Raw genomic sequence first — 241 nt, 5'->3', positions numbered from 1 at the left:
GCTTTGGGGCCGGTTCTGTGCGGCCAATTGATCCGATTATTAACGGAAATGAAGGGGGAAAGCCAACACGAAGGCGTCAATTGACCCTGTTTGTCACCTTTTGCCCGTTGGGTTGGCGGATATTTGCCGGAAGGCTGAAACATGCCGAAGGATGGCGGGGGGCACTGCATTTCGCCCTTGTCTTTGCACCGCGAAAAACCGGCAAGAATCCGGCGCCATAAGCAATGGATCGGCCTCGCCC

At 56.0% G+C, this 241-nt stretch carries 1 protein-coding gene; it reads left to right on the top strand.

The genetic code is table 11. From position 1 onward, the window contains the following. A partial coding sequence (locus Q4528_RS15665) for a hypothetical protein (protein WP_303522644.1) occupies positions 1-221 on the top strand: 221 nt, incomplete at its 5' end. Positions 222-241: the final 20 nt, after the last annotated feature.

The sequence above is a fragment of the Staphylococcus pasteuri genome, assembly GCF_030547725.1.
Classification (GTDB): Bacteria; Bacillota; Bacilli; order Staphylococcales; family Staphylococcaceae; genus Staphylococcus; species Staphylococcus pasteuri.
This window is presented reverse-complemented; position numbering and strand designations above follow the sequence as displayed.